The sequence below is a fragment of the Arthrobacter sp. PGP41 genome (assembly GCF_002953935.1).
Classification (GTDB): Bacteria; Actinomycetota; Actinomycetes; order Actinomycetales; family Micrococcaceae; genus Arthrobacter.
On the sequence record NZ_CP026514.1, the window covers coordinates 4,186,823 to 4,207,752 of the forward strand.

24 protein-coding genes are annotated in these 20,930 nt (G+C 66.6%); 14 read left to right on the forward strand and 10 right to left on the reverse strand.

The genetic code is table 11. The features are described from left to right. Nucleotides 1-15: 15 nt before the first annotated feature. Entirely contained in the window at nt 16-939 is a 924-nt protein-coding gene (locus C3B78_RS19205) for an AEC family transporter (protein ID WP_104999481.1), read from the reverse strand. A 171-nt stretch (nt 940-1,110) separates the two neighbouring features. On the opposite strand from C3B78_RS19205, the gene C3B78_RS19210 reads away from it, so the two are divergent. From C3B78_RS19210 to C3B78_RS19225, 4 genes are all read left to right on the forward strand, one after another. Further along, nucleotides 1,111-2,103 (forward strand): TIGR03885 family FMN-dependent LLM class oxidoreductase, encoded by a 993-nt coding sequence (locus C3B78_RS19210; protein ID WP_104999482.1) that lies wholly within the window; start codon nt 1,111-1,113, stop codon nt 2,101-2,103. Further along, a complete protein-coding gene (locus C3B78_RS19215; protein WP_104999483.1) occupies nt 2,100-3,794 on the forward strand; it encodes an alpha-amylase family protein in 1,695 nt (564 codons plus the stop codon). Before C3B78_RS19210 ends, C3B78_RS19215 begins: the two co-directional genes overlap by 4 nt. A gap of 38 nt (nt 3,795-3,832) precedes the next feature. Beyond that, entirely contained in the window at nt 3,833-5,062 is a 1,230-nt protein-coding gene (locus tag C3B78_RS19220) for a pyridoxal phosphate-dependent aminotransferase (protein WP_104999484.1), read from the forward strand. 127 nt (nt 5,063-5,189) lie between these two features. Then, nucleotides 5,190-5,426: a hypothetical protein gene (locus tag C3B78_RS19225; RefSeq protein WP_104999485.1), complete on the forward strand. Its 237-nt coding sequence runs from the start codon at nt 5,190-5,192 to the stop codon at nt 5,424-5,426. Between the two features lie 75 nt (nt 5,427-5,501). On the opposite strand, the gene C3B78_RS19230 is transcribed toward C3B78_RS19225, so the two are convergent. The 3 genes from C3B78_RS19230 to C3B78_RS19240 form a co-directional block, all read right to left on the reverse strand. Beyond that, nucleotides 5,502-5,804: a MoaD/ThiS family protein gene (locus C3B78_RS19230; protein ID WP_234005464.1), complete on the reverse strand. Its 303-nt coding sequence runs from the start codon at nt 5,802-5,804 to the stop codon at nt 5,502-5,504. After that, nucleotides 5,797-6,903: a glycosyl hydrolase gene (locus tag C3B78_RS19235; protein ID WP_104999486.1), complete on the reverse strand. Its 1,107-nt coding sequence runs from the start codon at nt 6,901-6,903 to the stop codon at nt 5,797-5,799. The genes C3B78_RS19230 and C3B78_RS19235 overlap by 8 nt, the downstream gene beginning before the upstream one ends. A 62-nt stretch (nt 6,904-6,965) precedes the next feature. Further along, on the reverse strand, nt 6,966-7,166 hold the full coding sequence (locus tag C3B78_RS19240) for a hypothetical protein (protein WP_104999487.1): 201 nt from the start codon (nt 7,164-7,166) through the stop codon (nt 6,966-6,968). Nucleotides 7,167-7,461: 295 nt separating this feature from the next. On the opposite strand from C3B78_RS19240, the gene C3B78_RS19245 reads away from it, so the two are divergent. The 6 genes from C3B78_RS19245 (at nt 7,462) to C3B78_RS19270 (ending at nt 12,837) form a co-directional block, all read left to right on the forward strand. Next, the gene (locus C3B78_RS19245) at nt 7,462-8,118 is read left to right on the forward strand and encodes a hypothetical protein (RefSeq protein ID WP_234005465.1); all 657 of its coding nucleotides are present in this window, start codon (nt 7,462-7,464) and stop codon (nt 8,116-8,118) included. A gap of 103 nt (nt 8,119-8,221) precedes the next feature. Next, nucleotides 8,222-8,962 carry a class F sortase gene (locus C3B78_RS19250; RefSeq protein WP_104999488.1) on the forward strand — a complete coding sequence of 247 codons (741 nt, stop codon included), beginning with the start codon at nt 8,222-8,224 and terminating at the stop codon, nt 8,960-8,962. A 55-nt stretch (nt 8,963-9,017) separates the two neighbouring features. Beyond that, nucleotides 9,018-9,536 carry a universal stress protein gene (locus C3B78_RS19255; protein WP_104999489.1) on the forward strand — a complete coding sequence of 173 codons (519 nt, stop codon included), beginning with the start codon at nt 9,018-9,020 and terminating at the stop codon, nt 9,534-9,536. Between the two features lie 286 nt (nt 9,537-9,822). Beyond that, the gene (locus tag C3B78_RS19260) at nt 9,823-10,170 is read left to right on the forward strand and encodes a metal-sensitive transcriptional regulator (RefSeq protein ID WP_104999490.1); all 348 of its coding nucleotides are present in this window, start codon (nt 9,823-9,825) and stop codon (nt 10,168-10,170) included. A 58-nt stretch (nt 10,171-10,228) separates the two neighbouring features. Beyond that, nucleotides 10,229-10,465, forward strand: coding sequence for a heavy-metal-associated domain-containing protein (locus C3B78_RS19265; protein ID WP_104999491.1), 237 nt, complete (start codon nt 10,229-10,231; stop codon nt 10,463-10,465). 26 nt (nt 10,466-10,491) lie between these two features. Next, entirely contained in the window at nt 10,492-12,837 is a 2,346-nt protein-coding gene (locus C3B78_RS19270; protein ID WP_104999492.1) for a heavy metal translocating P-type ATPase, read from the forward strand. Nucleotides 12,838-12,846: 9 nt separating this feature from the next. On the opposite strand, the gene C3B78_RS19275 is transcribed toward C3B78_RS19270, so the two are convergent. Beyond that, nucleotides 12,847-13,119 carry a DUF2277 domain-containing protein gene (locus C3B78_RS19275; RefSeq protein WP_104999493.1) on the reverse strand — a complete coding sequence of 91 codons (273 nt, stop codon included), beginning with the start codon at nt 13,117-13,119 and terminating at the stop codon, nt 12,847-12,849. A gap of 213 nt (nt 13,120-13,332) precedes the next feature. On the opposite strand from C3B78_RS19275, the gene C3B78_RS19280 reads away from it, so the two are divergent. Then, a complete protein-coding gene (locus C3B78_RS19280) occupies nt 13,333-13,596 on the forward strand; it encodes a WXG100 family type VII secretion target (protein WP_104999494.1) in 264 nt (87 codons plus the stop codon). A 60-nt stretch (nt 13,597-13,656) separates the two neighbouring features. On the opposite strand, the gene C3B78_RS19285 is transcribed toward C3B78_RS19280, so the two are convergent. Next, nucleotides 13,657-14,694, reverse strand: a complete 1,038-nt coding sequence (locus C3B78_RS19285; protein WP_104999495.1) for an EamA family transporter — start codon at nt 14,692-14,694, stop codon at nt 13,657-13,659. A 72-nt stretch (nt 14,695-14,766) separates the two neighbouring features. On the opposite strand from C3B78_RS19285, the gene C3B78_RS19290 reads away from it, so the two are divergent. Further along, on the forward strand, nt 14,767-15,312 hold the full coding sequence (locus C3B78_RS19290) for a CGNR zinc finger domain-containing protein (RefSeq protein WP_104999496.1): 546 nt from the start codon (nt 14,767-14,769) through the stop codon (nt 15,310-15,312). Here C3B78_RS19290 and C3B78_RS19295 read toward each other — a convergent pair. From C3B78_RS19295 to C3B78_RS19305, 3 genes are all read right to left on the reverse strand, one after another. Further along, on the reverse strand, nt 15,309-15,677 hold the full coding sequence (locus C3B78_RS19295) for a hypothetical protein (protein ID WP_104999497.1): 369 nt from the start codon (nt 15,675-15,677) through the stop codon (nt 15,309-15,311). The genes C3B78_RS19290 and C3B78_RS19295 overlap by 4 nt on opposite strands. 103 nt (nt 15,678-15,780) lie before the next feature. Continuing rightward, nucleotides 15,781-16,371, reverse strand: coding sequence for a hypothetical protein (locus tag C3B78_RS19300; RefSeq protein ID WP_104999498.1), 591 nt, complete (start codon nt 16,369-16,371; stop codon nt 15,781-15,783). Between the two features lie 58 nt (nt 16,372-16,429). Then, nucleotides 16,430-17,782: an MATE family efflux transporter gene (locus tag C3B78_RS19305; RefSeq protein WP_104999499.1), complete on the reverse strand. Its 1,353-nt coding sequence runs from the start codon at nt 17,780-17,782 to the stop codon at nt 16,430-16,432. Nucleotides 17,783-17,889: 107 nt separating this feature from the next. Between C3B78_RS19305 and C3B78_RS19310 the strand changes: the two genes are divergently transcribed. Next, nucleotides 17,890-18,324, forward strand: coding sequence for a DoxX family protein (locus tag C3B78_RS19310; RefSeq protein ID WP_104999500.1), 435 nt, complete (start codon nt 17,890-17,892; stop codon nt 18,322-18,324). Between the two features lie 130 nt (nt 18,325-18,454). Beyond that, a complete protein-coding gene (locus tag C3B78_RS19315) occupies nt 18,455-19,426 on the forward strand; it encodes an acyl-CoA thioesterase (RefSeq protein ID WP_104999501.1) in 972 nt (323 codons plus the stop codon). A gap of 25 nt (nt 19,427-19,451) precedes the next feature. On the opposite strand, the gene dnaB is transcribed toward C3B78_RS19315, so the two are convergent. Beyond that, nucleotides 19,452-20,834 (reverse strand): replicative DNA helicase, encoded by a 1,383-nt coding sequence (gene dnaB / locus C3B78_RS19320; protein ID WP_104999502.1) that lies wholly within the window; start codon nt 20,832-20,834, stop codon nt 19,452-19,454. Nucleotides 20,835-20,930 lie beyond the last annotated feature (96 nt).

Consider the following 20,930-nt stretch of genomic DNA (forward strand, 5'->3'; position numbering starts at 1 on the left):
CCGGAAGACCGGCGCTCAGCCGGCGAGCAGCCACACAATGAGGATCAGCGCAGGGGCCGCCGCCGCCGTCGACAGCAGGACGGTTTCCCGGGCCACCGCAACGCCGCGCCCGTACTTGCCGGCGAACAGGAACACGTTTTGGGCAGAGGGCAGCGCCGCCATCAGCACCACGCCCAGGAGCATGTGCTGGTCCAGGTTGAAGGGAAAGCGGCCGACGACGAAGGCAACCATGGGCATCACCGCGGACTTCAGCGCGGTGGCAGTAAGGATTTCCGCGGTGTGGCCGCCGCCTTGGAGCATCCTGGTCCCGTGCAGGGACATGCCGAAGGCCAGCAGCACCACGGGAACGGCGGCTCCGCCCAGGAGTGCCAGCGGTGCCATTACGGGTTCGGGAAGTTCCACGTGGAACGCCGCGAGGACCACCCCCAGCAGGGATGCAATGATCATGGGGTTCCGGAAGGGCTGGGTGAGCAGCAGGCGCGGCGAGACCCGGCCGGCCGCGGAAAGGTCCAGCAGGGTGAGGACCAGCGGGGCGAACAGAAGCAGCTGGACCAGCAGCACCGGTGCCACGGGGGTGGCGTCGCCCAGGGCATACAGCGTGACGGGGATTCCGATGTTGTTCGCGTTGACGTAGGAACTGGCCATTGCCCCCACGGCGGTTTCCGCCAGGGGCCGCCGGAACCACAGCCGGCTGGCGAGAACGTACAGCAGTGCGGTGGCGGCTGCCGTGATCAGCGCCAGCGGCACGTAGGCCGAAAACACCACCGTGAGGTCCGATTCCAACACCACGGTAAACAGCAGGACGGGATTGGTGATGAAGAAGGCGGTGCGGGTGAGGGCGGAGACCGTGGGCTCACCGCCCAGGCCGCACCGTGCGGCGATGTATCCCACCGCAATGACGACGCCGATCACCGCCAGGCCGATCAGCACACCGCCCACAGGGGTACTTCCTTCCGTTTCCGCCACCTGCGCGCGAGTCCGAGGCAGGACAGTACTACAAGTTACCAACTTATCCGACAAGTCGTGGGCAGCCGGACAGGCGCCATACCCTGACGCAGGAAGACCCACAACCCCTCGACACAACACCTCCCCGGACGGTAGAGGTTAACGATGGTTACTGTCGGCTTCCACGCCTCCCACGAACAGATCAGTCCCGGGCAACTCCTCAAGGACGTCCAGCACGCGGAACGGGCAGGATTCGATGCCGCGATGTGCTCGGACCATATCGAGCCGTGGTCCGCCCGGCAGGGGCATTCCGGGTTTGCCTGGTCCTGGCTGGGCGCCGCGCTGGCCACCACCGGCCTCCGGTTTGGAGTGGTGACGGCGCCTGGCCAGCGGTACCACCCGGCCATCATCGCCCACGCCTCCGCCACCCTTGCCGGCATGTTCCCTGGCCGGTTCTGGATGGCCCCGGGCAGCGGGGAGAACATGAATGAGCACATTACCGGCGACGCGTGGCCGCCCAAGGAAACGCGGCAGCGCCGGCTGGAGGAATGCGTTGAGGTGATCCGGCGGCTCCACCGGGGCGAGGACGTTACGCACCACGGCCTGGTCACCGTGGAACAGGCGCGGATCTGGGACGTTCCGGACACCCCGCCACCCCTGATCGCTCCTGCCATCAGTGTGGACACTGCCCGCCGTGCCGCCGCCTGGGCGGACGGCCTGGTCACGGTCAACCAACCGGCAGGCAAGCTCCAAGAGATGCTGGCCGCCTACCGGGACAACGGGGGCCGCGGCAAGGCTGTACTGCAGGTGCACCTGTCCTGGGCGTCCCGTGAAGGGGATGCGGCAGCGATCGCCCTGGACCAGTGGCGGACCAACACCTTTGCCCCGCCGGTCCCGTGGGACCTCCCCACGGCCGGGCATTTCGACGGCGTCAGCGGGCAGGTGGGCGAGGAACAGGTCCGCAAGGCCGTCAACGTTTCGGCGAGCCTGGACCAGCACGCCGAGTGGCTGGCCGGCTACTCCGAGCTGGGCTTCGACGAGCTCTACCTGCACTTCGTGGGGCAGGAGCAGGCACCGTTCATTGATGCGTTCGCAGCAGAGGTCCTCCCGCAGCTGCGTGGCTCGCGGCTCCAGGCGAAGGCCGAGGCTCCGGCATGAGGATCGCCGAAACCTCGGATCTCTGGTGGAAGAACGCAGTAGTGTACTGCCTGGACGTTGAGACATTCTTTGATGACGACGGCGACGGCACCGGTGATTTCGCCGGCCTCACCCAGCGCGTGGACTACCTGGCCGCCCTGGGAGTGACCTGCATCTGGCTGATGCCGTTCTACCCCTCGCCGGACCGGGACGACGGCTACGACGTCACGGATTTCTTCACCGTGGACCCCCGGCTGGGCACCCTGGGAGACCTGGTGGAGTTCGTCCGGGCCGCCAAGGACCGCGGCATGCGGGTCATCGCCGACTTCGTGGTGAACCACACCTCGGACCAGCACCCCTGGTTTGTCGAGGCCCGGCAATCCACGGACAACCGGTACCGGGACTACTACGTGTGGCGGAGCGACACGCCCCCGGATACCTCCTCCGAGGTGGTGTTCCCGGGTGAAGAGAACTCACTCTGGACCAAGGACGACGCCACCGGCGAGTGGTACCTGCATATGTTCGCCAAACACCAGCCGGACCTGAACGTGACCAACGAGTCCGTGCGGAACGAAATCGCCAAGGCCATGGGCTTGTGGCTGGAGCTGGGCCTGGACGGGTTCCGCCTGGATGCCGTGCCTTTCTTCCTGGAAACCCGGGGCCAGCCCAAGGACGAGGCCGCCAACCTGGATCCGCATGAATACCTGGCAGCATTGCGGAGCTTCGTCAGCCGTCGGAACGGGAGCGCGGTCCTGCTGGGCGAGGTGAACCTGCCCTACAAGGAACAGGTGGAGTACTTCGGCGGCCCCGAAGGCAACGAGCTGAACATGCAGTTCGACTTCATGTCCATGCAGCACATCTACCTGTCGCTGGCCCGCCGGGACGCCCGTCCCCTGGCCGAGACCCTGAAGAGCCGGCCACCGCTCCATCCCGACAACCAGTGGGCCATGTTCGTCCGCAACCATGACGAACTCACCCTGGACAAGCTCACGGACGGCGAGCGCGAAGAAGTTTTCGCGGCGTTCGGGCCCGAGAAGAACATGCAGATCTACGGGCGCGGGCTGCGCCGGCGGCTCCCCCCGATGCTCGGCGGCGACCAGGAACGCCTGAGGATGGTGTACTCGCTGATGTTCTCACTGCCCGGCACGCCCGTGCTGTTCTACGGCGAGGAGATCGGGATGGGTGAGGACCTGCGGCAGAAGAGCCGCGCCGCCGTGCGCACCCCGATGCAGTGGAATGACGAAAAGAACGGCGGGTTCTCCACCGCCAACGTGTCCCAGCTGGTGGCGCCCGTCGTCCGGGGTGAGTACGGCCCCGAGAACCTGAATGCCGCCAAAGCCAAGCGGGACCCCGGTTCGTTGTTCAACTTCATGGTCACGCTGATCCGCCGCTACCGCGAATCGGCGGAGCTGGGCTGGGGCAAGTTCGCCGTCATCGACCAGCCGGAACCGGCCGTCTTCGCCCACACCCTCAGCTCGGACGGCGGCGCGCTGGTGCTGCTGCACAATTTCGGGGAAGAGCCCGTAAAAGTCCGGGGCACGGTGGCCGCGGAGGACGGGCCGCGGAATGCGTTCAGGGACGCTGTCCTGCTGGACCTGTTCGACGGCGACAACACAGCGCTGGATCCCGACGGCAGCTTCACGGTTGAGCTGGGACGCTACGGTTACCGCTGGTTCCGCCTGCACCGCAAGGGCGATCGGCCGGCACCCTAGCCGTGCGCCGGCGTCGTCCGTCTGTGAAAAAATCAACCATGCGCCCCATGCAACACTCCAGCAAGCTCCAGAACGTGCGGTACGAACTCCGCGGACCCATCCTGCAGGCGGCCAAAGCCATGGAGGCGGAGGGGCACCGGATCCTCAAGATGAACCTGGGGGACACCGCACCGTTCGGGCTGGAGGCGCCGGAGTCCGTGGTGGTGGACATGATCCACCACCTTCGCGGGGCCCAGGGCTACAGCGACTCGAAGGGCATCTTCACGGCACGCACGGCGATCTCGCAGTACTACCAGACCCGCGGCCTGATGCAGATTGGCGTGGAGGACGTCTTCATCGGCAACGGCGTCAGCGAGCTCATTTCGATGTGCCTGCAGGCGTTCATGGAAAACGGCGACGAGATCCTGGTGCCGGCACCGGACTACCCTCTCTGGACGGCCGCCATCACCCTGACCGGAGGCAAGCCGGTGCACTACCTCTGCGACGAGGCGGAGAGCTGGTGGCCGGACATGGCCGACGTGGAAGCCAAGATCACCAGCCGCACCAAGGGGATTGTGATCATCAACCCCAACAACCCCACCGGCGCCGTCTACCCGCGCCACATCCTGGCGCAGTTCGCGGAACTGGCACGCAAGCACCACCTGGTCCTGTTCTCCGACGAGATCTACGAGAAGGTGCTGTATGAGGATGCGCAGCACATCCACACTGCCGCCGTGGCGGAGGACGTCTGCTGCCTGACGTTCAGCGGCCTGTCCAAGGCCTACCGGATGCCGGGCTACCGGGCCGGCTGGGTGGCAGTCACCGGCCCGCTCGCCGCAACCGCCGCCTATCGGGAAGGACTGGAACTGCTCGCCTCCCTGCGCCTGTGCGCCAACGTCCCCGCCCAGCACGCCATCCAGACCTGCCTTGGCGGCTACCAAAGCATCGAGGCGCTGGTGCGGCCCGGCGGCAGGCTCCGCGAACAGCGGGACCTTGCCTACCAACTCCTGACGGACATTCCCGGCGTGACATGCGTGCCCGCGGCTGGAGCCATGTACCTGTTTCCCCGGCTGGATCCGGAGCTCTACCCCATCAGCAGCGACGAGCAGTTTGTCCTGGACCTGCTGCGGGACCAGAAGATCCTCGTCTCCCACGGTTCCGCGTTCAACTGGCCGGCGCCGGACCACTTCCGGTTTGTGATCCTTCCGTCCGTCCTGGACATCCGGGAGGCCGTGCGGCGGATCTCCACGTTCCTGGCGGCCTACCGCACCGGCCTGGAGCTGCCCTAGGGGAAACAGCTCCGGCGCTAAAAGCTAACCCGCGCCTAACCGAGGGGAAACGCGGGCGCAACATTGCTTGGGCACACTTGATTCTGCAGGCAAGAGCCGGCACCAGCCCCAGCCAGGAGGCCACGCCATGAAGCAGAAAGCGACACCACATGTGACCAGAGTCCGCGCCCTGGACCAGCTCCACCGCGGCGACGAGATCGAAGCCCGCCTTTCCGTCGGGCCCTCCTACGACGACGTGGTGATCCGCCGCGGCCGTGTCCAGGAAACGGCGCCGGGCATCGGCGTCGTCTGGATCATGGACCGGCTCACCGGCCTGCGCAAAGCCATCAATACGGACGAATGCAGCGTTTGGCGGGTGGCCTGACCCCATCCGGAAGCCGTTGCCGCGGGTGTAGCCAGTAAGGGCTGCCCGCCGCAGCGGACGTTCCCTGCCCGCCCCTCAGCCTCCGGCCACGGACTGGATGACCAGCACCTCCTGGCCCGGAACCACCTCTGTGTCCAGGCCCCGCAGCCGCCGTACGTCTTCTCCGCCCACGTAGACATTGACGAAACGCCGCAGCGCGCCCGTTTCATCGCGGAGTCGCCGGGCGAGCACTGCGAAGTCCGACGTCACCGCATCCAGCAGCTTTCCCACCGTTACCGGCCCGTCGGCGGGCGCAGTCAGGACCGACTGCCCGCCGGCCAGCGGCTGCAGCACACTGGGGAGCACTACAGCGATGTGCCGCGCGGTAGTGTCAGCCACCGGCAATCACGGCTGCCCGGACACACAGCACATCCGGAAGGTGGGACACCACCTCCTGGAACACCTCACCCTCGTCAGCGCTTGCGTAGACGCTTCCGCCGCGGGTCCCGAAGTAGATCCCTGCCGGCTCCGCGGTGTCCACGGACGCAGCATCACGCAGCACGCTGTTGTACTCCTGCGTGGGCAGGCCATTACTGAGTCTCTTCCAGGTGCCGCCGGCGTCATCCGTGCGGTGGACTGCCAGTTCGCCGTCCGGCGGGATGCGTTCGCCATCGGCCTTCAGGGGAACCACCCATGCAGTGCCCTCGCGGCGGGGATGGGTCAGCATCACGAAGCCGAAATCGGCGGGCAGCCCCTCCGCAATGGAGTTCCAGTTCTCCGCGTTGTCATCCGTGCGGTAGACGCCGTGGTGGTTCTGGGCGTACAGGCGGCCTTCGACGACGGCATCCGCGGCGATCTTGTGCACGCACTGGCCGAATTCCGGGTTGGGGTCGGGCATGAAGTAGGCGGAAATGCCGCGGTTGCGCGGCTCCCAGGAGGTGCCGCCGTCGAGCGACCTGTAAACGCCTCCGGTACTCATGGCCACATGGACCGTCTCACCCGACGGATGGACCACGATGGAGTGCGCGGCGGCTCCCCCATACCCGGCACCCCACTCGCTGCGGTGGGGATGGTCCCAGAGTCCCCGGTTCAGTTCGAAATGTTCGCCGCCATCCGTTGACTTCCACACGGAAATGGGTTCCGCACCCGCCCAAACGACGCCAGGACGGGACGCTGCGTCCGGGTAAATCTGCCAGATGCGCTCCAGCGCTGCGCCGGTGTCCTCCGGAAACGCGACGGCGCCCTGCTCCGGCTCTGACCAGCTGGCTCCGAGGTCATCCGAGTGGGCCACGGTGGGCCCCCAGTGTTCGCTGCGGACGCCCACCATGATCCGGGTCCGGCCTTCCCTCGTATCTATCCCGATGCTGGGGATCTCACTCATCAGGAAATGCGGGCCGGTGAAGGACCACCGGTGCCTGTCCTGGCTCGTGGCAAGCCACAGGCCCTTCTTGGTCCCGATCGCCAGGACAAAATTCTCTGCGGTTGCCATGCCCACCATGCAACCACCGGCAAACGCAGCCCGCAACGGTTTTCTTGCTGCCGGGCCTGCCTGCCGGGCTGCTAGTCCACGAACTCCGACTGGGTTTCGATGAAGTCCCAGTCAGCGGCGGTGAGTACTCCTGCGAGATTGTCCGGATGCGGGCCGCCGGCTTCCGCAATCCCCTGGAGCACCGGAAGGGGCAACTCCTCGGCGCGCAGGTTCTCCCGCAGCCATTCCTTGCTTGCCAGGTCCAGGTCCAGCCACCACATGAAGATTTCCATGACTCCACGCACCTTTCGTCTGCTTCAACGTTAGGCCCGGCCGCATCCGCCGACAAGACACACCGCCCGGAAGGCAGGTAGCCAGCGCCGGCAGTCCCCCGTGATGCGGGTACCCGCAAGTAACCAGAACCACCAAGGACGGGAAAAGACGAGTACCCCCTACTCAGGACTGGCCCGGGGGCAGCCGCCTAGCCTGAAAACTCAAGCAAGCTGACCGTGTTGCTGGGGCATTCGGCGCAAGCACTGTTCCTCCTCAGCATGGTCCGTTTCCGGCAAAGAACTGGGGAGAATCATCATGAAACGCACCATGGCCACGCTGGGGGTGCTGGGGCTGGCGGCGTTCACCGTCGCCGCTCCAGCCACCGCCGCCGCCGACAAAATCACCATCTGCCACGCTGAGGGCGGCGGCTTCTACAAGGCAGTCACCATCAGCGTCAGCGCCTTGGACGGGCACGACCTCCATCTGGAGGACATCGTTCCGCCAAACGACAACATGGGCGAACGGAACTGGGACACGGCGGGAATCGCCATTCACGCTAACGACTGCGTTGCGCCCGTAGTGGTAACGCCGCCTGTGGAGGTGCCGCCGATCGTCGTGGTGCCACCCATTGTGGTCGAACAGCCGGTCGTCAACCAGCCCGTCGTCGAACAGCCCGTCGTCGTCGAACAGCCGGCGGTCAACCAGCCCGCCGTCGTTCCGCCAGCGGCGGCGCCAGCGGCGGCGCCCGCGGCCGCAGCACCGCAGGCTGCCGTCCAGCGGCAGGCACCTGCCGCCGCGCCGGCTGCACCGGCAGCCGTCAGCCGGGGAACCAACCAGGGGTACAACGCCCAGACAGCCGTCGGCGGCGCTGAAAGCGCTCCGTCCTGGCTGGCTGGCTTGGGTGCCCTGATGGCTGCAGGAGCGGCCGTCGCGGTCCGTCGCAGGTCCCGCACGCTGCCCTTGGACGGCTGACGCCGGCAAAGCCGCAATTGCGGCCACCTGACAAGGAAGGCGTTCCGCCAGTGCCCGGCGGGACGCCTTCCTTCCGGTTCCGTCTCGAGCATCGGGGAGCACCATGGAAAAGGTCCACAGCCGGCACGTCGCTGAGGCAAAACCCCGGCGGTGGCGCTGGGACCGGGGAGACCTGGCCATTCTCCTGTGCGGTGTCCTGGCTTTCCTGTCCATTACCTTTGGCACACCCCTGTTCAGCCAGTCGCACCCCGCCTCAGGCGTCGGCGGAAGTGCCGTCGAATCCGCTACTACTGGAATTCCGGCCCCCGAGCCGGCGCCAGCCGCCGCAAGCGCTGCCGCACAAGTAACCGTGGCACCTGCGGACCCTCCTGCCAATTCTGTTCCGGAACCCCTACTGCCCGAAGCATCGCAGCCCCGCCGCATCCGGTACCCGTCCGCGGGCTTCGACGTTCCCGTGCACCCCCTTGAACCGGACAGCGACGCCGAGTCGACCCAGACCATCGTGCCGCCCACCACGAAAGACGGCTACTGGTTGACTCCCTTCGGAACCCCGGGCAAAGGCTCGTCCAACACCACCTACGTGATCGGCCATAGCTGGGACGGCGCGGAAGCACCTTTCAACCATTTGAGTTCAGCCGCCGCAGTGGGCGACCGGTTCGAGGTCGACACCGCTGCAGGAACCATCACGTACCAGGTGGACAACATCACCACTTACGTGAAGTCCAGCCTGAAGGACAGCCCCATCTGGGAGATCGTGCCCAACCGCCTGGTCCTCATCAGCTGCTACACGGAAGATCCCTGGGGGAAAAACGTCGTTATCACGGCCTCACCTGCGGTTTCTTAGCGGCGGGACGTCCGCCTCCCTGTGCAGCGGCCTTTCGCTTGGCGGACAATGAGCTATGACGTCTGATCGATTTAGCGGCACGGCCCCCCTCTTGGTGGGTGTCATGCCCAAGCAGCATCCCGAAGTCCTCCAGACCGCTGCAGCCCTCGCCGCGCAGCTGGGCGTCCCGCTGGTCTGCGCCTACGTGGACGAGGCCAGTTATCTCGTGGAGTGGGACCCGGCGCGCTCCGCCCACCGGCTGTCCCTCCATCCGGATGCGGATGACCAGGAGATCCGGTCCCTGACCTCGGAACTCACAGCAGTCATAGAAGCTGCGGTGGCAAAAGCGCCGGCAGGGGCGGACAACCTGAAGTGGACGCTCCGGACACTGGCGGGAGATCCCGCACGTGCCCTCTCGCAGCTTGCCGCGGAAATCAATGCGCCGATGATTATCGTGGGCACCTCGGAGCGGGGGTTCTCGCACCGCCTCGCAGAAGCCCTGAATGGATCCGTGGGCGCGTGGCTCAGCCACCATCAAAGCAGGCCCGTCCTGGTGGTTCCGTACCGGATGCCCGCCCACGAAGACCGTCCGTAAAAACGGCGGCGTCCGGCTCCGATCAGGCCTTGGAGAAGCTTGGATAATAAAGCGAAAGTAGTTATTCGGGGCGCTGGCGGTCCGCGCTACCAGCCAGTAAGCTGAATCAAGCAGGCCGGTCCCAATCAAGATTGCCGCCGGACATGCCCAAAAGCTGCTCCGGAGTGCGTATCCCCCAATAACGCACTCCGGAGCTTTTTTGTGCCTTCTTTGCCGTAGACGCCGTTCCGGCGATACCCCCTGGGGGTACTTGTTTCGATACCCCTGAGGGGTATAACCTGATCCCATGGACAGCATCGAAGAAGCGGTTTCGCCCGGGCCCGGGACGGCTCACCCGCCGACGCACGGCTACACCGGCAATAAGGACGCATACCTTCGCAGGCTCAAGCGCATTGAGGGCCAGGTCCGCGGCATTGCGCGCATGGTGGATGAGGACAAGTACTGCATCGACATCCTCACCCAGGTTTCCGCCGTTACCAAGGCCCTGCACGCGGTGAGCCTGGGCCTGATGGAGGAACACATCGGCCACTGCGTGGTGGGGGCCGCCTCCGAACCGGACCCGGCAGCACGCGCGGAAGCAATCGACGCCAAGGTAAAGGAAGCGGCAGACGCCATCGGCCGGCTGCTTCGCTGACCCGCCAATTACCCGATCACGTGCCGGCCACCGCCGGCCACCCCTTAAGGAGCAAGCCATGAGCACCACCTCCCCCACTACCGTCGTCAACGTGTCCGGAATGACCTGCGGCCACTGCGTCTCCGCAGTCAGCGAAGAACTGGAAGCCCTGGCGGGCGTCGAAGAAGTGGACGTCGAACTGAATGCCGGGGGTATTTCCACGGTGACCATCACCTCCAGCAAGGAACTCTCGCCTTCGGAGATCGGCGAGGCAGTGGCGGAGGCCGGCTACCTGGTCGTCGCCAACGAAGCCTAGAGACCACAACTGACACGGGGAGCCGCATGAGCAGCCAGGACCTTCTCCACCAGCCCGGCACCCGGGTGGTGGAGCTCGATATTGAGGGCATGACCTGTGCCTCCTGCGTCAACCGGGTGGAGAAGAAACTCGGCAAGCTCGACGGCGTGCAGGCCACGGTGAACCTCCCCCTCGAATCAGCCCATGTGACCGTTCCGGCCGGGGTCACCGACCAGCAGCTGGTAGACACCGTCAATGCGGCCGGTTACAAGGCCACGCTTCGCAGGGCTTCGGCAGCGGAAGCGCCTTTCCCTGCCGGCGGAGAAACCGATGTGCTGCCCGCAGGCGGGGCCGCCGTCGGCGACCACGCGGCCCACGGCGGCGCCGCGCAGCTCCGCCCCCGGCTGATCCTGGCAGCAGTCCTGACCGTCCCGGTCTTCGTTATGTCCATGGTCCCGGCGGCCCAGTTCCCTCACTGGGGGTGGGTGGCCGCGCTCCTGGCACTGCCGGTGGTGACGTGGGCGGCCTGGCCGTTCCACCGCGCGGCGGCCATCAATGCGCGCCACCTGGCTTCCACCATGGACACCCTGGTGTCCATCGGCGTGGCGGCCGCCTACCTGTTCTCCGCCTGGCAGCTGCTGGCAGATCCGCGGATGACGGAACACCCGGGGATGGAAGGCATGGAAGCCGGCGGCCTCTACTTCGAGGTGGCCGCCGTCGTCACCACGTTCCTGCTCCTGGGCCGCTACCTGGAAGCCAATGCCAAGCAGAAAGCCGGCGATGCCCTGCAGGCCCTGCTGAACCTGGGCGCAAAGGACGCCACCGTCCTGCGGGACGGCAAGGAGGAACGGATCCCGGCCGACCGGCTTCAGGTGGATGACGTCCTGGTGGTCCGGCCCGGCGAAAAGATTGCCACCGACGGCGTGGTGACAGACGGGAATTCGGCCGTGGACGCTTCCCTGGTGACCGGAGAATCGGTACCCGTGGAGGTAGGTCCCGGCAGCCGCGTCACGGGCGCCACCATCAACACGTCCGGCCGCCTGCTGGTGCGCGCCACCCGTGTTGGCTCGGAAACAACCCTCGCCCACATGGCGCGCCTCGTATCCCAGGCACAGACGGGCAAAGCGCCCATAGCCCGCCTTGCGGACCGCATCAGCGCCGTGTTCGTTCCCGTGGTCCTGGGGATCGCCGCGCTGACGTTCGCGCTGTGGCTCCTCTTCACCGGACCTGACCTCAGCAGTGGCGACCTGCGCTCGGCCTTTACCGCCGCCGTCGCCGTCCTGGTGATCGCCTGCCCGTGCGCCCTGGGCCTTGCCACCCCCGTTGGGCTGCTGACCGGGACCGGGCGCGGCGCCCAACTGGGCATCCTCATCAAGGGACCGCAGGTCCTGGAGGACACCAGGACCGTGGACACCATCCTGCTGGACAAGACGGGGACCGTAACCACTGGCGTCCTTGCCGTGGACGGCGTGCTGGCCTTCGAGGGGTTCGAGGCGGGTGACGTGCTGCGGCTGGCCGGCGCCGTGGAGGGGGCATCCGAGCATCCGGTGGCCAGGGCTATCGCGGCCGCCGCCCGCGGGGGCACCAAGGGCATTTACGCAGCGGACGACGGCGGTGCCCTGCCTGCCGTGCAGGGCTTCCGGTCCGCGCCCGGAGGGGGCGTTTCGGGAACCGTCGAGGGCAGGCTGGTTGCTGCCGGCCGCGCGGGCTGGCTGCAGCAGGATGGCGTCACCTTTGCGCAGGAGCAGCAGGCCGCGTTGTCGGCGGCGGAAGCCACGGGTGCCACCGCCATTTGGGTTGTTGTGGACGGCGCTCCCGCCGGCATCATCAGCCTGCGCGACACCGTCAAGGAAGGCTCCGCGGCCGCCGTCGCGCGCTTGAAGGTGCTGGGCCTGCGCCCCATCCTGCTCACGGGCGACAATGCGGCCGTCGCCGCCCAGGTGGCCGCCGCCGTCGGCATTGGCAAGGAAGACGTTTTCGCCGGGGTACTGCCGGAGGGGAAAGTCGAGGCGGTGCGCAGGCTGCAGGCCGGCGGTGCCACGGTGGCCATGGCAGGCGACGGCGTCAATGATGCAGCCGCCCTGGCCCAGGCGGACCTCGGAATTGCCATGGGCTCCGGCACTGACGTGGCCATCGAGGCGGCCGACCTGACCGTGATGGGCAACGACCTTGCCCAGGTGGCACAGGCGATCGAGCTGTCCCGGAAGACCCTGGCCACCATCAAGACCAACCTGTTCTGGGCGTTCTTCTATAACGCCGTCGGCATCCCCGTGGCCGCACTCGGCCTGCTCAACCCGATGATCGCCGGTGCCGCGATGGCTGCCAGTTCTGTGCTGGTGGTGGCCAACTCGCTGCGGCTGCGGAGCTTCGGAAAACCGTCGCCAGGCAAGTAGGCCGGGAGTTCAGGCCGCGCCGTACCGGACTGCGGCGCGGGCCCTGGCTTTGGCCGCCTCGGTTTCCCGGTCCTTCGGAGGCGCCTGCGACACCAGCGAGTCAAGGAGATGCTGCGTGATGTGGGCGATCTCGTGGACCGCCTCCTCGAAGGCTTCCTGGTTGGCCCTGGAGGGCTTGGTGCTGCCGCTGATCTTCCGCACATACTGCAGTGCGGCAGCATGGACCTCCTCGGACGTGGCGTGCGGCTCGAAGTTGTGAAGGGTTCGGATATTCCGGCACATACAGCCATGCTAGGCTCCGGAGCGCCTCCAATCGACCCCCTGCCCAGGCTTGCAAGGGCTGCCGTCCAGGGGGAGTCCGGCATGGGCAGGGGTGCCCATCGACACTGTTTTGCGGGCCGGGGTAGGTTTTAGGCAATGGATCTTCCGGATGAGCCGGGGGGCCGCGGGGGATGCCGACCTGGTTCGGATCCACGATCTAACAAGGAGAAACCAATGGCCATGTGGGGTGCAGACGTTCAGCAGCTTCGTCAGCTGGGCAGCAAGCTTCAGGAGGGCGCGTCACAGATCGAGACGCAGAAGTCCAATCTCACCAGCTTGCTGAACAGCACCAACTGGAAGGGACCGGACGCGGACAAGTTCCGCGAAGAGTGGTCCGGAACCCACACCACCCAGCTGACCAAGGTGGCCGAAGCACTGAAGGAAGCCAGCACCCGCGCCAAGCGGAACGCCGACCAGCAGGAACAGGCTTCCAACTAGCAGCGCGGCTGCGAAAGCTATTGCACAGGGGGCCCGGACACCAGTCCGGGCCCCCTGCTTTTAAGGCACGGGCTCGACGTCGTTCGCGTGTTCCAGCGGGGACGCCGCCTTGGGCGTATCCTTACCGCCCGCTGCCGCCGACGCAGGGCCCCGGAGTTCGTCGAGCCGAACCAGGATGACGCCGCCGACGATCAGTGCTCCGCCGACGAGCTGGATGGCGCCCGGAAGCTCGCCCAACAGCAGCCATGCCCAGATGACGGCAAAGAGGACCTCGGTCAGCGACACAAAGGAGGCAACCTTCGATCCGAGCGCCCGCGCGGCCATGATCCCGGACACGTACGCGAGGACCGTCGCCAGGACCACGAGACCCGCCAGCGAGACCCACCACGGGGTGATCCAGGGGCCGAGCCTGGTGTGGGCAGTGCTGAAGGCCATCGGCAGCAGGCCTGTGGCGGCGGAGAGCCACATAGCGGCCGCACCCACGAGCAGCCCGCCGGAGGCCAGGACGATGGGCGGCAGGGAGTCGTTCTCCTTGGCCGTGATGAAGAAGTACATGGCAAGGCAGACGGCGGCCGCAATACCCCAGAGAACACCAATGAAGTCGATTTTCACGGCACCGGTGAGGTCCAGGACGAGGACCAGGCCGGCAAGGGAAAGCAGGGTACCGCCAAACGTCAGGACACGCGGCCGCCTCCGGCTGGCGGCCCACAGCCACAGCACGATGATGACCGGCGCCAGGTATTCAAGCAGGAGTGCCACGCCCACGGAGAGCCTGGCCACTGCGTTGAAGTAGAAGAGCTGGCAGGCCGCGACGCCGATGAGCCCGAAGAGGAGGATGGTCCCCCAGTTGTCCCGCAGCTGGTGCCAGCGTCCCCTAAGGGCGGAAAACGCGGGCACGGCGAGAATCAGGGCTGCGCCCGTGAGCCGGGCAGTGACGGCAGCTCCCGGGGACCATCCTGTCTCGAGGAGCGCCTTGGCAAAGGACCCGGAGAGGCCGAAGACGGCTGAGGAGAACAGGGCTATGCCCAGGCCGGAGGCGAGGAAGTTCAGCTTGCCTGCGGACACGCGGCCGGGCGCGCGGTTGCTCGCAGCGGACATTGAGCACCTCCTGTCAGGAGTAAAGTGGGGTTATGGTCATGACAGTACGGGACGGCACTGTAAGGAGTCAAGATGGTTTTTGCCCCTGACACCGAGGTGGCCCTGAGGACGGTGGTGAACCTGGTCAATTCAGCGGCGAATGGGGCCGAAGGCCTTGCTACCCAGGCGGACCTGGACCGCTTCCTGGCGGCCGAGGGTTTCACCGGATCGCGCACCAGGGATGAGCAGGAGCTGGAAAGCGTCCGGGAGTTGCGCCGGCAGCTCGCGGAGTTGTGGACGGCGGATGAAGACGCGGCTGTCCGCACGGTGAACCGGCTCCTGCGCGAGGCGCGCGCACTGCCCCAATTGGTCAAGCACGACGACTGGGACTGGCACCTGCACGCCACCACACCGGAAGCCCCGCTGGTGGACAGGATGAGCACGGAGGCCGCGATGGCACTGGCGGACGTCATCCGCGGCAAGGAGACGGACCGGATGCGGACCTGCGAAGCAGAGGACTGCGACGCCGCCGTGCTGGATCTCAGCCGGAACCGGTCAAAGAGGTACTGCGACACCGGCAATTGCGCCAACCGCGCGCATGTCGCCGCCTACCGCGCCCGGCAGGCGGCCTCCAGCTAGTGGCCGCCCGGGGTGTCCGGCTGATCGGGGCGGTCGGCGGAGGCGGGCGGTTCCTGTGGGCCCGGGGCGCCGAAGCCGTGGGAGGGTTTCCGGGCCGAGCTGAGGTTCACGCCGGACCCCTTACCCAGGTGCTCGGCGTTTTCCTTGTAGCTCATGGCGAGCATTGCGGCGACCACCAGGGTGACAATGAAGGCGATGCCGGCAGCGGTGAAGGCCAGGTCGAAGCGCGGAGTCCGTGCACTTCCGCCCGAGGCAAAGATGACCACGGCAAGGAAGGCGATCACGGCCCAAAACGCGGAGAACATGAGGGGCCCCTTCACCGAGGTCCGCAGCCTGCGCGGTTTTCCTGGATGCTGGTCTGCCACGGTGGTTCCTCCCTGCAGGCGGCACGCCGGCCGGCCTGGTTTAAGTATTGCGGTGGTTTGCCCGGCCAATTTTCTACAAGGAGTAGAACCGCGCTTTCCTAGTTTACGGCTTTCCGGCGGCGTGGCCGGCATCGTGCCGAAGCGTCAGGCCTGAAAGTACCCACAGCACGCCGGAAATAATTGCTCCGCCGCCAACCACCCCCAGCAGGGCATGGGCACCCAGGCCGATGAAGAACGGCAGCACGGCTGCGGTGCCAAGGCCGATGGCTCCGGAGGTGATCCAGTCCCGGGAGAGCACGTGGCGGCCGCGCAACGTCAACCCGCAGAGCAGCTCAAACGCTCCCGCCACACCAAGGCCCGCTGCGGCCACAACGCCAAACAAGAGGTCTCCGTGCAGCAAAACCAGGGAAAGCCCCCCGCCGGCCAGCACTGCGCCTGCCGCCGAGAGCATCTTGCCCGGAGCAGCATTCCGCTGGAAGCCTGTTGCCGGGATACCCCGGAGGAGGAGCACGCCGGTGGTCAAAAGATACAGCCCCCCGGCCCAGCCCATGACTTCCACGGAGGGCGTTGCCCAAAAGATAGTGACTGCGCCGAACACCAGCGCTGCAGCGGCGCGGAGCAGGACCGGCTGCCAGAGGTTTGGCGGGGGGGCGGTTCCGGGGGTGGTGCCTGCGGGTGTCCTTGGTTGCGTCACCGCTCCAGTTTAGTGGCGGCCATGGGTGGGCAGAATTTGGGGCCCGTTCCCGCCGCTCCTACCCCGAACCGAGCACCATCCACCGGTCGGACCGGGCACGCAGGCCGAGGGTCAGGGCGCGCGCAGCCATATAGCCGAGGGCGAAGGCGGCCCACAGCCAGCCCAGGCCTGCTGCACCCGATATGCCCGGCAGCGCCACGGCCGTCAACAGCGGCACGTATACGGCGAGGTTCAGCACCCCGGCCAAGGCAAGGTACTTTGCGTCCCCGGCGCCTATCAGGACTCCATCCAGCACAAAGACATAGCCGGCGATGGGCTGGCCGGCAGCGAGGACCCAGAGGGCAATGGCCAAAACCGACTGCACCCCGGGATCGGAGGTGAAAAGGGCACCGGCCCAGGGAGCCGCCAGTGCCAGGAGCACACCGGTCACCACGCCAAAGCCCAGGCCCCAGCGGATCATCGTGCGGGTCAGGCGGCGCGCCTTCGCGGCGTTTGATGCGCCCAGCTCCCTGCCGATCAGGGCCTGTGCGGCGATGGCCAGGGCATCGAGGGCGAAGGCCAGGAAGGAAAAAATGGTCATGGCCAGCTGGTGGGCTGCCAGGTTGACCGCCCCTTGCGCCGTGACCACCAGCACCGTGGCCAGGATCGCGATCCGAAGACTGAGCGTGCGAAGCATCAGCCAGGATCCAACCCGTGTCATACTGCGGATCCCCCGCCAGCTTGGCAGCAGGCCGATTCCGCTGCTCACCGCGTTCCCCCTGATGATGAACAGGTATACGCCAGCCATCGCCCACTGGGCCACGCTGGTTCCCACCGCGGAGCCGGTCACCGACCAGCCCAGTCCGTAGACCAGCCACAGGTTCAGGACGATGTTGAGGCCAAAGCCCGCCGTGGCAACCACCAGCGGGGTCCGGGTGTCCTGAAGGCCACGGAGGAGGCCTGTGCCGGCGAAAATCAGGAGCATGGCCACCAACCCGGGCATGGACCAGCGGAGGTAATCGACGGCGAATCCCCGCACTTCACCTTCCGCCCCGAGCAGGCCGACCAGCGGGTCCGCTGCCAGGAACCCGGCCGCGGCCAGGACCAGGCCCAGCAGCAGTGCCAGCCAGACGCCGTCGCGCCCGGCCGCCAGGGCCTTGCCCGGCTGGCCGTCGCCGATGGCGCGGGCCACGGCAGGGGTAGTGGAGTAGGCCAGGAAGACCATCAGGCCGACGGCGGTGTGGAGCACCGCCGAGGCGAGTCCGACGCCCGCCAGCTGCGCCACCCCCAAGTGGCCCACAATGGCCGAGTCTGCAAGCAGGAACAGCGGCTCGGCCACAAGCGCACCAAAGGCGGGAACGGCAAGCCGGAGGATCTCCCGGCGCTGCCCCCTGGATGGCGCGGCAGTGGTGGAGGCAGGTAAGCGGGGCACAATGCCAGCCTATCCGCCGGCCGCAATCAGGCCTGTGCGCATGACAAGGAACACATTGTGACGATTTTAGTTGACACTTCAACCATCCGGCCGGAAGACTGGACGGCATGAACCAGTCACGACTTACCACCACCGCCATCACTGCCCTCCGCGTCATCCTGGGCTTCCTCTTCGCCGCCCACGGCTGGCAGAAGTTCAACGAATGGACCATCGCCGGCACCCAGGCGTCGTTCGCCAAGATGGGTGTTCCGGCAGCGGAAATCGCAGCCCCCGCAATCGCCGTCCTGGAGTTCGCCGGCGGCCTCGCCCTGGTCCTGGGCATCCTCACCCGCGTGGTTGCAGCCCTCCTGGTCCTGGACATGCTGGGGGCCCTGGTCCTGGTCCACGCCTCCGCCGGAGTTTTTGCCGCCAACGGCGGGTACGAGCTGGTGCTGCTCCTCGCGGCCGCAGCCTTCGCCCTGGCCCTCACCGGCGCCGGACGGCTTTCGGTGGACCGGACCCTCTTTGGCCGCAGCAATTCCAAGTTGTCCGTCCTGGCCTAAGCCGCACCTCCGGCCACAGCCGGGAACCGCTCGACGGCGGGTGCCCACTCCGGCGGGCACCCGCCGTCGAGCCTTTTAATCCCGCGGACCCGACTGCTGGGTAACCCGCTGGCGTCAGTATGATCGCACCATGACCGGTGCGCCTGCCTCCAACTCCGTGACCCTCCGCTTCCTCGCCGCCCCCATGGACGTGGGACACAGCGGCTCGGTGGACGCCGGAACCGTCCTTGAGTGGGTGGACAAAGCCGCCTATGCCGCCGCAGTGGGGTGGGCGAAGTCCTACTGCGTGACTGCCTATGTGGGAAACATCCATTTCGCCGACCCCGTCAACAGCGGCGACATGGTGGAGGTAGAGGCCACCATCGTCTACACCGGCCGGTCCTCGATGCACATCCGCACCGTGGTCTCCTCCGGAGATCCGAAGGGCGGCCCGGCAACCATGCGGAGCCAGTGCATGGTGATCTTCGTGGCCGTTGGCGAAGACGGGAAACCCATCCCGGTCCAGCAGTACGAACCAGTCACCGCGGCGGAGATCGAGCAGCGGGACCACGCCCTGGCACGGATCAAGGTGCGGGAACAGATTGTCGAAGCCATGAACCGCCAGGAATATACGGATGCGGGCACGGCCGAACGCGTGACGCTCCGCTTCATGGCTGCGCCCACAGACGTGAACTGGGGCGGAAAAGTGCACGGCGGGATTGTCATGAAGTGGATCGACGAGGCAGCCTACGTCTGCGCCTCCCGGTACTGCGGCATGGATACAGTGGCCGTGTTCTCCGGCGGGGTCCGGTTCTACCGGCCGCTGCTGATAGGCCACGTCGTGGAGGTGGAAGCCCGCTTGGTGTACACGGGGACGAAGGGCATGCATATCGCAGTCCACGTCCGCTCCGGCGATCCCAAGAGCCGCGACATGAACCTCACCACCTATTGCCTGACGGTGATGGTGGCGCGCGACGCCGAAGGCAACTCTGTGCCTGTCCCTTCCTGGGTGCCGGTCACCGAGGAGGACAAGCGGCTGCATGCCCACGCGCGGGAGCTGCTCGAGATCCGGGGCACCGCCCCGGGCAACCGCCTGCCGAACCACTTGCTGGCGCAGGGCTAAGCCACCGGCCGCCTGCGCGTGGCTTTTAGAAGCCCCCGCCGCCGGCGTCGGCCGCCATGTTGGCGAACCGGGAGTAATGGCCCTGGAAGGCCACCACGATGTCCTTTGTGGGACCGTTACGGTGCTTCGCAACCAGGATGTCGGCTTCGCCGGCGCGCGGCGATTCCTTGTCATAGACATCCTCGCGGTGGAGCAGGATCACCATGTCCGCGTCCTGCTCGATGGATCCTGATTCACGGAGGTCCGAAACCATGGGCCGCTTGTCCTGGCGCTGCTCAGAGCCACGGTTCAGCTGGGACAGTGCGATGACCGGCACCTGCAGTTCCTTGGCCAGGAGCTTCAGGGCTCGCGAAAACTCGGATACTTCCTGCTGGCGGGACTCCACCTTCTTGCCGGAGCTCATGAGCTGAAGGTAGTCCAGTATGACCAGCTTGAGATCGTGCTGCTGCTTCAGGCGCCGGCATTTGGCCCGGATCTCCATCAGCGACATGTTGGGGCTGTCGTCAATGAACAGCGGGGCGTCGTTCATCCGGCCCATGGTGGTGGCGATCTTGGACCACTGCTCGTCCTTGATGGTCCCCTTCCGGAGGTCCTGCAGTCCGATGGTTGCCTCTGCGGAGAGGAGGCGCATGGCGATTTCGTTCCGGCCCATTTCGAGGGAGAACATCACCGTGGAGAGGTTGTTCTTGATGGCGGCGGAGCGGGCAAAGTCCAGGGCGAAGGTTGATTTACCCACAGCCGGGCGGGCGGCGATGACGATCATCTGGCCCGGGTGCAGTCCGTGGGTGAGCTCATCCAGCTCGTAAAATCCCGTAGGGACGCCGGTCATCCCCTCGCCGCGGTGCCCGGACGCCTCGATCTCGTCCACGGTGGACTCCATGACGTCCTTGAGGACCACATAATCCTCCGCAGTGCGCCGTTCGGCCACGGCGTAGACCTCCGCCTGGGCCTGGTTGACCAGGTCCTCCACCTCGCCGTCCGAACCGTAGCCCAGCTGGACGATCTTGGTCCCGGCGTTTACCAGGCGCCGGAGGACGGCACGCTCGGCAACGATCTCGGCGTAGTAGCCGGCGTTGGCTGCCGTGGGGACGGTCTGGATCAGCTCATGCAGGTAGGCGGGGCCGCCGATCCGGTTGATCTCGGCACGCTTGGTGAGTTCGTCCGAGACGGTAACGGCGTCCGCCGGTTCGCCGCGGCCGTAGAGGTCGATGATGGCTTCGTAGATGGTTTCGTGGGCGGGGCGGTAAAAGTCCTGTCCCCGGAGAATCTCCACGACGTCGGCAATGGCGTCCTTGGACAGCATCATGCCGCCCAAAACGGACTGCTCGGCAGGGATGTCCTGCGGCGGCTTTCGGCTCGCGTCTGATCCGCGGGTTGCTTCGACCGGGTCAAGATGCGCGATTGACAAATTTGCCGTCCTCTATATGAGCCGGGACCCTGGGGCCCGGCGGTGATCCATCCTGATGTGGCGTTGCACGAAGACCGCGCACCGCTACCCGTTCAG

Excerpts from the sequence above, each read along its gene's own strand:
- C3B78_RS19290 (WP_104999496.1), top strand. The coding sequence starts at position 14,767 with ATGGTTTTTGCCCCTGACACCGAGGTGGCCCTGAGGACGGTGGTGAAC.
- C3B78_RS19215 (WP_104999483.1), top strand. The coding sequence starts at position 2,100 with ATGAGGATCGCCGAAACCTCGGATCTCTGGTGGAAGAACGCAGTAGTG.
- C3B78_RS19250 (WP_104999488.1), top strand. The coding sequence starts at position 8,222 with ATGGAAAAGGTCCACAGCCGGCACGTCGCTGAGGCAAAACCCCGGCGG.
- C3B78_RS19260 (WP_104999490.1), top strand. The coding sequence starts at position 9,823 with ATGGACAGCATCGAAGAAGCGGTTTCGCCCGGGCCCGGGACGGCTCAC.
- C3B78_RS19280 (WP_104999494.1), top strand. The coding sequence starts at position 13,333 with ATGGCCATGTGGGGTGCAGACGTTCAGCAGCTTCGTCAGCTGGGCAGC.
- C3B78_RS19240 (WP_104999487.1), bottom strand. The coding sequence starts at position 7,166 with ATGGAAATCTTCATGTGGTGGCTGGACCTGGACCTGGCAAGCAAGGAA.
- C3B78_RS19245 (WP_234005465.1), top strand. The coding sequence starts at position 7,462 with ATGAAACGCACCATGGCCACGCTGGGGGTGCTGGGGCTGGCGGCGTTC.
- C3B78_RS19235 (WP_104999486.1), bottom strand. The coding sequence starts at position 6,903 with ATGGTGGGCATGGCAACCGCAGAGAATTTTGTCCTGGCGATCGGGACC.
- C3B78_RS19310 (WP_104999500.1), top strand. The coding sequence starts at position 17,890 with ATGAACCAGTCACGACTTACCACCACCGCCATCACTGCCCTCCGCGTC.
- C3B78_RS19315 (WP_104999501.1), top strand. The coding sequence starts at position 18,455 with ATGACCGGTGCGCCTGCCTCCAACTCCGTGACCCTCCGCTTCCTCGCC.
- C3B78_RS19255 (WP_104999489.1), top strand. The coding sequence starts at position 9,018 with ATGACGTCTGATCGATTTAGCGGCACGGCCCCCCTCTTGGTGGGTGTC.
- C3B78_RS19270 (WP_104999492.1), top strand. The coding sequence starts at position 10,492 with ATGAGCAGCCAGGACCTTCTCCACCAGCCCGGCACCCGGGTGGTGGAG.
- C3B78_RS19265 (WP_104999491.1), top strand. The coding sequence starts at position 10,229 with ATGAGCACCACCTCCCCCACTACCGTCGTCAACGTGTCCGGAATGACC.
- C3B78_RS19225 (WP_104999485.1), top strand. The coding sequence starts at position 5,190 with ATGAAGCAGAAAGCGACACCACATGTGACCAGAGTCCGCGCCCTGGAC.
- C3B78_RS19220 (WP_104999484.1), top strand. The coding sequence starts at position 3,833 with ATGCGCCCCATGCAACACTCCAGCAAGCTCCAGAACGTGCGGTACGAA.
- C3B78_RS19275 (WP_104999493.1), bottom strand. The coding sequence starts at position 13,119 with ATGTGCCGGAATATCCGAACCCTTCACAACTTCGAGCCGCACGCCACG.
- C3B78_RS19210 (WP_104999482.1), top strand. The coding sequence starts at position 1,111 with ATGGTTACTGTCGGCTTCCACGCCTCCCACGAACAGATCAGTCCCGGG.
- C3B78_RS19285 (WP_104999495.1), bottom strand. The coding sequence starts at position 14,694 with ATGTCCGCTGCGAGCAACCGCGCGCCCGGCCGCGTGTCCGCAGGCAAG.